This is a genomic window from Terrabacter lapilli (assembly GCF_039531305.1).
GTDB classification, from domain to species: Bacteria; Actinomycetota; Actinomycetes; order Actinomycetales; family Dermatophilaceae; genus Terrabacter; species Terrabacter lapilli.
This window is the reverse complement of record NZ_BAAAPU010000007.1, coordinates 336,646-344,764: the sequence shown is the minus strand read 5'-3', so window position 1 is coordinate 344,764 and position 8,119 is coordinate 336,646. Positions and strand designations below refer to the sequence as shown.

Here is an 8,119-nt window from a genome sequence, read left to right as displayed (position 1 = left end):
CCATCCGGTAACGTTTCGCCTCGCGTCCGGTCGTCGGCTCAGGCGGTGTCCGTCGAGAGGTGGACCGTTCGCGCGAAGGTGACGATGGGCCTATAGCTCAGACGGTTAGAGCGCTTCCCTGATAAGGAAGAGGTCGGAGGTTCAAGTCCTCCTAGGCCCACCATCACCGCCACCACGGAGAGGATCCCCGCATGCTGAAGCGTCTCGCCCTCATCGGTGGGGCCGTCGCCGGCATCGTGATGCTGCGCAAGAAGGCCAAGCAGCAGCAGGCCGAGCAGGACCTGTGGACGCAGGCCACGGACGACGTGCACGCCCCGGTCTCGCCGGTGGCACCGGACCCGTCGGCCAACGGGGCGTCGGCTCCCGCCTGAGGCGGCATCCCTCTCCACGAGGGGCCATGGCGCAATTGGTAGCGCACCTGCTTTGCAAGCAGGGGGTTAGGGGTTCGAGTCCCCTTGGCTCCACCACAGCACGAAGGCCCTTCCCGTTCGACGGGGAGGGCCTTCGTCTCTTCTCCCGACGACGGCATGGCCGGCAGAGACGGGCAGGAGTGGACAGCCAGCGGTGAACGACGAGAGCCCGGCCCGAGGTGACTCGTCGCGATGAACCGCGACCGTCACCTCGAACCGGGCCCGAACCCGTCGGGACGTCTCCGACTCAGCCGGTCGAGGCCGGCAGGTGGATGGTCAGCCTGCGGTCCTCGCCCTCGCTGAGCGTGACGAGGGTGGCGGCGGACTCCGTCGAGGCCGAGTCGTACCACGCCTCCTGCCCCGTCTCGACGTTCTCCAGGTGGAGGCGGAACTGCCCAGCCGGGAGCACCACCGGAGCGAACGTGTTGCTGCCGTAGACGTCGAAGTCGCCCATGTGGCGTCCGGTCGAGCTCTCGACGAAGCCGATCCACCCCTCGCCGGCCGGGGAGCCGTCCGCGTTCACGAGCTCACCCGAGATCCTGCTGGCCGGGGCGAGCTGCGCCGAGAACGTGGCCGTCCTGCCCGGCTTGATGGTCACGGCCGTCGCGCCCTCGTAGGTCGTCGAGTTGCCGGACCACTCCGGCGCCCAGCGGTCGCCGGTCGTGGTGTAGACGACGGGACGGTACGTGCCGGCGGCGATCGGCCCGAGGGTGTAGCGACCGTCGGCGTCGGTCTGGACGCAGTCGAAGCAGTCGCCGCTGCGGTCCGGCAGCAGTCCGCGCGGGTTGACCGTGGCGCCCGCGACGGGGTTGCCGAACGGGTCGGTGATCCGGCCCGAGATCGTGACGGGAGGGTCGATCTTGACGTTGCGGATCGCCTTGGTGGCGCCGGCCTGGACCGTCACGAGGTCGGCGCTCGCCTGCGTGTGGGCCTTGAAGGCCCACACGTCGCCCGACGGGTAGGGGCCCTGGCCCATGCCGAGGTGGACGGCATACGACCCGGCGGGCAGGCCACGGATGCTCCACCGGCCCGACGCGTCGCTGCACGAGGCGACCTGACCGTCGACCCGGGCTCCGGCGTGGCCGGCGTAGGCGTCCGGACAGGCGCCCTCGAGCGGCGTCCCGAGCTTCGCGTCGATGGCAAGACCCGTGATGGCGGACCCTGGAGCCAGGGCGGCATCGACGACCGTCGGCGTGCCCCGAGCCACCGTGAACGAGTCGGCGTCGGTCAGCGTGGCGTGGTTGTCGAAGTACTCCTGGACGAAGCGCCCCTCGGGGTCGGAGATGCGGGCCGTGAAGGTGCCGGCGCCGTCCCACAGGTCGGCCTCGTAGTGCCCGGACGCGTCGGTGCATGCCTGCCCGGCGGTCTCGGGCCAGTCGACGACGGGAAGGCGGATGACGTCGACGCAGGCGCCGGCGACCGGTGCACCGGTCGCGGCACTGGTCACGGTGCCCTGCACCCGCGCCCCGGGGAGCAGCTGGTCTGAGGCGTCCACGGTCTCGCCTTCGCCGACCGAGAAGACCTTGGCCTGCTCGCGCGTGGAGGCGCCGACCGCCCACTGGGTCGCCATGCCCGACGAGAGCTGCACGCGGTAGTCACCGGGCCTGACGACGGAGCGCCAGGTGCCGTCGACGTCGATCGAGGCAAAGGTGCTGGGCGACCCGTCGGCCGGCTCGATGAGGGCGTAGCCGTCGGTGACCGGCTGCCCGTCCGTGCCGCGAAGCGAGCCGGTGAACGTGCCCCCTGCGGCCAGCGCGACGTCGACGCGGGACGGGGTGACGTACTCGCGGGCGGTGGCGAAGTCCGGCGCGTCCTGGGCCCACTCGCCGAGGTGGACGCCGTCGTAGGAGGTGAACTCGAGCTTGTATGCCGTTCCCGCCGGCAGGCCGTAGAGGGCCCACTGGCCACGGCGTCCGTCCGAGTAGTCGCTGCACGCAGAGGACGCGTAGTCGTACGTTGCGGCCAGGTAGGCCGTGACGCACCCGTCGACGGGATCGCCCGAGGAGGCGTCCGTGATGGTGCCCTCGAGCGAGACCGGCTCCTCGATGCTGAGCACGTCGTCGACGACGGTCTCGTGGTCGGTGCCGGCGGTGAAGGTGGCCGCCGACCCTCGGTCGGCAGCACCGGTGGCCCACTGGCGGAACGGGGCACTGCTGAACTCGACCTGGTAGTCGCCCGGCCGCACGACAGCGGTCCACGCACCGTCCGACACGTAGGCGTTGGCGGTCGGTGCCGGCGCCCCGGCTGGGTACAGCGCGACGTTCGCACCGTCGGCGGGAGAGCCGTCGGCGCGGGTCAGGTGTCCGCTCACGACCGCGCCCCTGGTCGTGCGCGCCGTCACCGCGGCGGGGGCGGTCACGGTCGCGGCGGAGTCGAAGTCGGGCGCCTCGGGCGCCCAGCCGGGCAGGTGCAGCCCGTCGGTCGGCTGGACCTCGACCTTGTAGGCGGCACCGGACTCGGTGTTCGTGGTCGTCCACGTGCCGGTCTCGTCGGTGCACGCCTGGTCGACCCAGTTGTATGCCGTGTCGTAGACGGTGACGCAGGACGGGACGGCGCTGCCGTCGGCGGCGTCCACGACGGTGCCGGTGAGTGCCGCCGTTGCGGCGGATGCAGGCGCGGCGACGGCGGACGACGCGAGCAGCGCCCCTGCCAGTGCCACACCCACACGTCGAGGTGCTGAACGCATGTAGCTGCCTTCTGTGAGTCCCCTGTGCTTCGGCGGCTGCCTGGCGTGAGGAAAGTAGCAGCGAAGGAGGACATCGGGGTGGACTGGGCGTCCACTTTCTCCATCCACCCAGGAGCAGGAGGCGTTCGCCGTCACCGCCGACGAGCCGACCGCGAGCATCGCCGCCGCTCCCCGACCACCCCACCGGGTGGTGGAGGCCTGTTGTCTGGCGCGGCTCTCGTGAAAGTCACAGGTGGTTGGGCTGGCCAGCGGGTCCCCTCGGTGCGATGCTCGTCAGGACGGACCGCCGTGGTCGACGAGGACCCTCCCAAGGGGCCTCTACCGCCACGGGGGCCTGCAAATCTGATGAAACTTCATCGAAGCCCTCGCGCAATACCCAAGACACGGTCTAGACTTGGTCACAGCGAAGGGTTGGGCCCGCACGAACCGCGCCCAGCCCTTCTGCATGTGCTGGCTCGCGCTGTCCCCCTGTCGGTGCGAGCCAGCTCAAGCAGAGAAGGACCCGGATGCCCATGGCACCCGGGTCCTTCTCTGTGTCGGCTCCCCGGTGGGAAGCCGGTGGCTCAGCTGCCGGCGTCGTCGCCGCGCTCGGCGCGCGTCTTCGCCGAACCGCGCGAGGACTCGGTGGTCGAGGCCCCGTTGATCGTGCCGCCCTCGACCGCGTCGGAGGTGATCGCGTCGGAACCCGGCGCGGAGCCCACCTCGCTGACCTGGCCGCCGGCGGAGGCGTCGGTTGTGTCGGCCACGTTGGTCGCGTCGTCGAGCGCCTCGCCCGAGCGGTCCTTGGCGTCGGCGATCGCGGACTGGCCCTTGGCAGCGAGGTCGCCGGCCTTCTCCTTGGCCTTGCTCGCGGCGTCGGCGACGGCGTCCTTGGCGTGGGCGACCTGCCCGCTCGCCTTGTCCTTCAGCGTGGCCGTGTCGGTCCCGGGCGTGCGGGTGTCGAGCGGCGTGGCCCACGGGTCCTCCGCCTGCTTCTGCTTGCGGAAGGCGGCCGCAGCAGCGACGCCGGCAGCGGCGAGGCCGATCACGAGGAGCCACCGCCCACGGCTGCCACGCTTCTTGGCGACGGCGTCGCCCTTCAGGACGAGGTAGGCGTCCGAGGCGCGGTGGCTGCCGAGGGCCGCGGACTCCTTGGCCTGTGCGGCCACCTGCTCAAGGTGCGGCTGCGCTGCGACGGCAGCCTCACGGGCCTGCTCGGCACCGGCGGCGAGGGCAGCGGCAGCAGTGCCGAGGACGGCGCTCATCTTGGGGAGCACCGTCTCGACCATCGTGGACTGCGCGGCCTCGACCTTGGGCCGGGCCCGCTCGGCAGCTTCGAGGAAGGCCTCGGTCGCCGCCTCCTTGGCGGAGAGGGCCGACGAAGCGAGTGCCGGGGCGGCTGCCTCCTTGGCGGCAGCGAACTGGTCACGGGCGGTGTCGGCGGCGTTGTGCAGCAACGGCGTCGCCGAGTCACGCGCGAGGAGCGCGCGCTGCTTGGCCACGGCGGCCGCCTCCGACGCCGCTGCGGCGGCGTTGGCTCTGAGTTCGGCCGCTGCCGACTGGGCCTGCTCGACGGCAGCCTCGGTACGGGACTGCTTGGTTCGGAACATACGTCCTCCTAGGTCCTTCGGTCCTTACCCATCCTGCCAAGATCGGCCACGCGCCGCGCCGACACCCCGAGACGTGACGGGCGCCACCCTTCCGCGGCCCGTCGGGGCGTCGGGCACCCCGTCGGGCACCCCGTCGGGCACCCCGCGGCGTATGCCGTCTCCTGCGTCCCGTCAGCTCGTCTCGCCGTGCGGCGGGCGGGTCGAGCGGATCGTCGCCGTGTCGGCGTCCTCCGGAGCCGGCTCGTCGTGGTGCGGTGGCGTCACCGGCGGGTGGTCGAGCCCGAGCACGGTGTCCTCCAGCGCCGTGTCGACCAGCGACTCGTCGACCGGCTCGTCGACCGGCTGCTCGACCGGCTGCTCAACCTTCTCATCGGCCGGCTTGTCGGCCTTCTCATCGGCCGGCTCGTCGGCGGCTGCCCAGCTGGGGTCCTGGCTCGACACCGGCTCGTCCGCCGCAGCCGCGCTGGGCGCGCTGGCGTGCACGGGCGCGGGCGGCTCGATGGGCTCCGGCGGCTCCAGAGGGCTCGCGGAGACGGGGGCGGGCGCGTCCGGGTCGGCCGGGAAGAGCCCGTCGTCGGTCCCGGTGGCGGCCCCGGCTGCCGCTGCCGCTCCGGTCGCCGTCCCTGCCGCGGGACCGTAGCCGTCGGCGACGAGGTCCACACCGCGCTCGACCTGCTGCGTGACCTTGGCGATCTGGTCGGAGAACCTGTGGTCGGTCGTCTGGTCGATCTTGGCGCCGGCGGTCTCGACGTAGCCGTCGATCTGGTCACGGTGCTCGGCCGTGAACTCGCCTGCCTTCTCACGCGCCTGCTGGGCTGCCTGCGTCGCAGCCTCCTGCAGCTGCCTGGCCTTCGTCTCGAGGTCGAGCTCCTCGGCCTTCTTCCTCAGCCTGTCCAGAAACGACATCGGCACTCCGTCCTGAGCCGGCTGCTGCCGGCTGCTCTTGGGGTCGGCTCCCCGGCTGGTGCGGGGATGATCCTTGTCCTGGCAACGGTAGGTCCGGCGGATGCGTTCCCGTCGGGGTTCGACCCGTCGGCCCACGCCCTGGGACGTACCCGCTCGGGTGGCGGGACGGCATACGTGCTCGGCGTGCGAGGATTGGGCCCATGAAGGCAACCCTGCACACCAACCACGGTGACATCGTCCTCGATCTCTTCGAGCACCAGGCCCCGAAGACCGTGGCGAACTTCGTCGGTCTCGCCAAGGGCGAGAAGGAGTACAAGGACGACGCCGGTCGCACGAACCCGACCCCGTTCTACGACGGCCTGATCTTCCACCGCATCATCCCGAACTTCATGATCCAGGGCGGCTGCCCGATCGGTCAGGGCTTCGGCGGCCCCGGCTACGCGTTCGACGACGAGATCAGCCCCGACAAGGACTTCACCAAGCCCTACATCCTCGCCATGGCCAACGCCGGCAAGCGCATGGGCAAGGGCACCAACGGCTCGCAGTTCTTCATCACCACCGCGCCGACCACCTGGCTGCAGGGCAAGCACACGATCTTCGGCGAGGTCGCCGACCAGGCCTCGCGCGACGTCGTCGACAAGATCGGCGCCGTCCCCACGGGCGCCAACGACAAGCCCGTCGAGGACGTCGTCATCAACTCGGTCACCATCGAGGACTGACGCACTCCCGGCTTCACCGCTTCACCGCTTCACCGCCCACGGACGCGACCGGCAGGGGGACTCCTGTTGTCTGACAACCCGACCAGTGGCCAGCCTCCTCTCGAGGGAGTGCCGCAGCCCGCTGCCGGTCCGTCCGTGTGCCCCCGCCACCCCGACCGCGAGGCGTACGTCCGCTGCCAGCGCTGCGGCCGTCCCGCGTGCCCCGAGTGCCAGCGACCCGCCGCCGTCGGCATCCAGTGCGTCGACTGCGTACGCGAGGCCGCCCGCACCACGCCCAGCGCCAAGACCGTCTTCGGTGGCCGCGCCACCAGCGGCGCGCCTGTCGTCACCTACTCGATCATCGCGATCTGCGTGGTGGCCTACCTCATCCAGCGGGTCGACCCGACCGTCACCGCGCGGTTCTCCTTCGTGCCGGCGCTCGGGTGGACCGAGCCGTGGAGGTTCCTGACCGCGGCGTTCCTGCACTCGCCGGACACGATCTTCCACATCCTGCTCAACATGTTCGCGCTGTGGTCCCTGGGCCAGTACCTCGAGCCGATGCTCGGACGGGCCCGCTTCGCCGCGCTCTACCTCATCAGCGGCATCGGCGGGCAGGTCGCCGTGATGCTCCTGGCCGGCTCACCGACCCTGGCCGGGCTCAACAGCGGCCGCGACATCTCCTGGCTGACCCCGGTCGTCGGTGCCTCGGGCGCGATCTTCGGTCTCTTCGGCGCCCTGCTCGTGCTCAACCGGCACCTGGGGCGGTCCTCCGCAGCCATGTACGCGACGATCGCGATCAACGCCGCCTTCGGCTTCATCTACCCCGGCATCGCCTGGCAGGCGCACCTCGGTGGCCTGGTCACCGGGGCCGCGTGCGCGGCGATCATCGTCGCCTTCCGCCACCAGGGCGTCCGCCAGCGGGTGTGGCTCGCCCTCGGTGGCGTGCTCGCCGTTCTCGTGGCCGTCGTCGTCGTGAAGTACCTCGCCCTGCCGGACGTCATCCGGATGATCAGCTCCAAGGACTTCGGCCTGCGGTGACGGTCGCGACGACCCGGACGGGTTAGGTTCCGGTCGTGCACCTGCTCTGCATCATCGGTCCACCGGCCGTCGGGAAGATGACGGTCGGCCGGGCGGTGTGCGACCTCACCGGCTTCCGGCTCTTCCACAACCACATGTCGATCGAGCCGCTGCTCGGCGTCTTCGACTTCGACTCGCCCTCCTTCCGGCGGATCAACACGCTGGTCCGGCGTGAGGTGATCGCCGAGGCAGTCCGGGCCGACCTGCCGGGCCTGGTCTTCAGCTTCGCCATCGACTTCGACCGGCCGAGCGAGTCGGCGCTGCTCCGGGAGCTCGTCGCGCCGGTCGAACGAGCCGGGGCCCCCATCGACGTCGTCGAGCTGGACGCGCCCCAAGAGGTACGCCTGTCCCGCGAGGGCGGCGAGGACCGGATGGACCACAAGCGCAGCAAGCGCGACGTCGGCTGGGCCCGGGCCCACGTGGTGGAGCTCGAGTCGCGGGCCCGGCTCACCAGCGACCCCGCGCGTGACGGCGACCTGCTCCCCGGGCACCGCCACCTGCGGCTCGACAACTCCCACGGCGATGCCCGCGCCACCGCCGAGCGCATCGTCGCGGAGCTCGACCTGCCGCGTCGGTGATCTGGGCCCACACCAGCCGCGGGCCCGGTCGGCCAGGAGTTGTCCACCGGTTGTGGACAACCCTGTGGACGTAGTTACACACGTGTCATTCATCCCCAGCTGGGGACAACTCTGTGGACAATCACGATGGCCTGCGTGCCCACTTGTGCACCGAGGTTCTCCACAGCTGTGGACA

General features: G+C 71.2%; 7 protein-coding genes and 2 tRNA genes. 6 read left to right on the top strand and 3 right to left on the bottom strand.

Annotation, left to right across the window (positions count from 1 at the left end):
* Positions 1–86 precede the first annotated feature (86 nt).
* From ABD241_RS09525 to ABD241_RS09515, 3 genes are all read left to right on the top strand, one after another.
* Positions 87–163, top strand: a tRNA-Ile gene (locus ABD241_RS09525).
* Between the two features lie 28 nt (positions 164–191).
* Positions 192–371, top strand: coding sequence for a DLW-39 family protein (locus ABD241_RS09520; RefSeq protein ID WP_344061133.1), 180 nt, complete (start codon positions 192–194; stop codon positions 369–371).
* Between the two features lie 20 nt (positions 372–391).
* Positions 392–467 (top strand) — tRNA-Ala (locus ABD241_RS09515).
* A 190-nt stretch (positions 468–657) separates the two neighbouring features.
* Here the strand turns inward: ABD241_RS09515 and ABD241_RS09510 are convergent.
* From ABD241_RS09510 to ABD241_RS09500, 3 genes are all read right to left on the bottom strand, one after another.
* Positions 658–3,069: an MSCRAMM family protein gene (locus ABD241_RS09510; RefSeq protein ID WP_344061130.1), complete on the bottom strand. Its 2,412-nt coding sequence runs from the start codon at positions 3,067–3,069 to the stop codon at positions 658–660.
* A 590-nt stretch (positions 3,070–3,659) separates the two neighbouring features.
* Entirely contained in the window at positions 3,660–4,685 is a 1,026-nt protein-coding gene (locus tag ABD241_RS09505; protein WP_344061127.1) for a hypothetical protein, read from the bottom strand.
* Positions 4,686–4,856: 171 nt separating this feature from the next.
* On the bottom strand, positions 4,857–5,591 hold the full coding sequence (locus ABD241_RS09500) for an antitoxin (protein WP_344061124.1): 735 nt from the start codon (positions 5,589–5,591) through the stop codon (positions 4,857–4,859).
* A gap of 200 nt (positions 5,592–5,791) precedes the next feature.
* Here ABD241_RS09500 and ABD241_RS09495 point away from each other — a divergent pair, with 200 nt between their 5' ends.
* From ABD241_RS09495 to ABD241_RS09485, 3 genes are all read left to right on the top strand, one after another.
* The gene (locus ABD241_RS09495; RefSeq protein WP_142219893.1) at positions 5,792–6,310 is read left to right on the top strand and encodes a peptidylprolyl isomerase; all 519 of its coding nucleotides are present in this window, start codon (positions 5,792–5,794) and stop codon (positions 6,308–6,310) included.
* Positions 6,311–6,376: 66 nt separating this feature from the next.
* Positions 6,377–7,327, top strand: coding sequence for a rhomboid family intramembrane serine protease (locus ABD241_RS09490; RefSeq protein ID WP_344061120.1), 951 nt, complete (start codon positions 6,377–6,379; stop codon positions 7,325–7,327).
* Positions 7,328–7,362: 35 nt separating this feature from the next.
* The gene (locus ABD241_RS09485) at positions 7,363–7,944 is read left to right on the top strand and encodes a DEAD/DEAH box helicase family protein (protein ID WP_344061116.1); all 582 of its coding nucleotides are present in this window, start codon (positions 7,363–7,365) and stop codon (positions 7,942–7,944) included.
* The last annotated feature ends 175 nt before the right edge of the window (positions 7,945–8,119 follow it).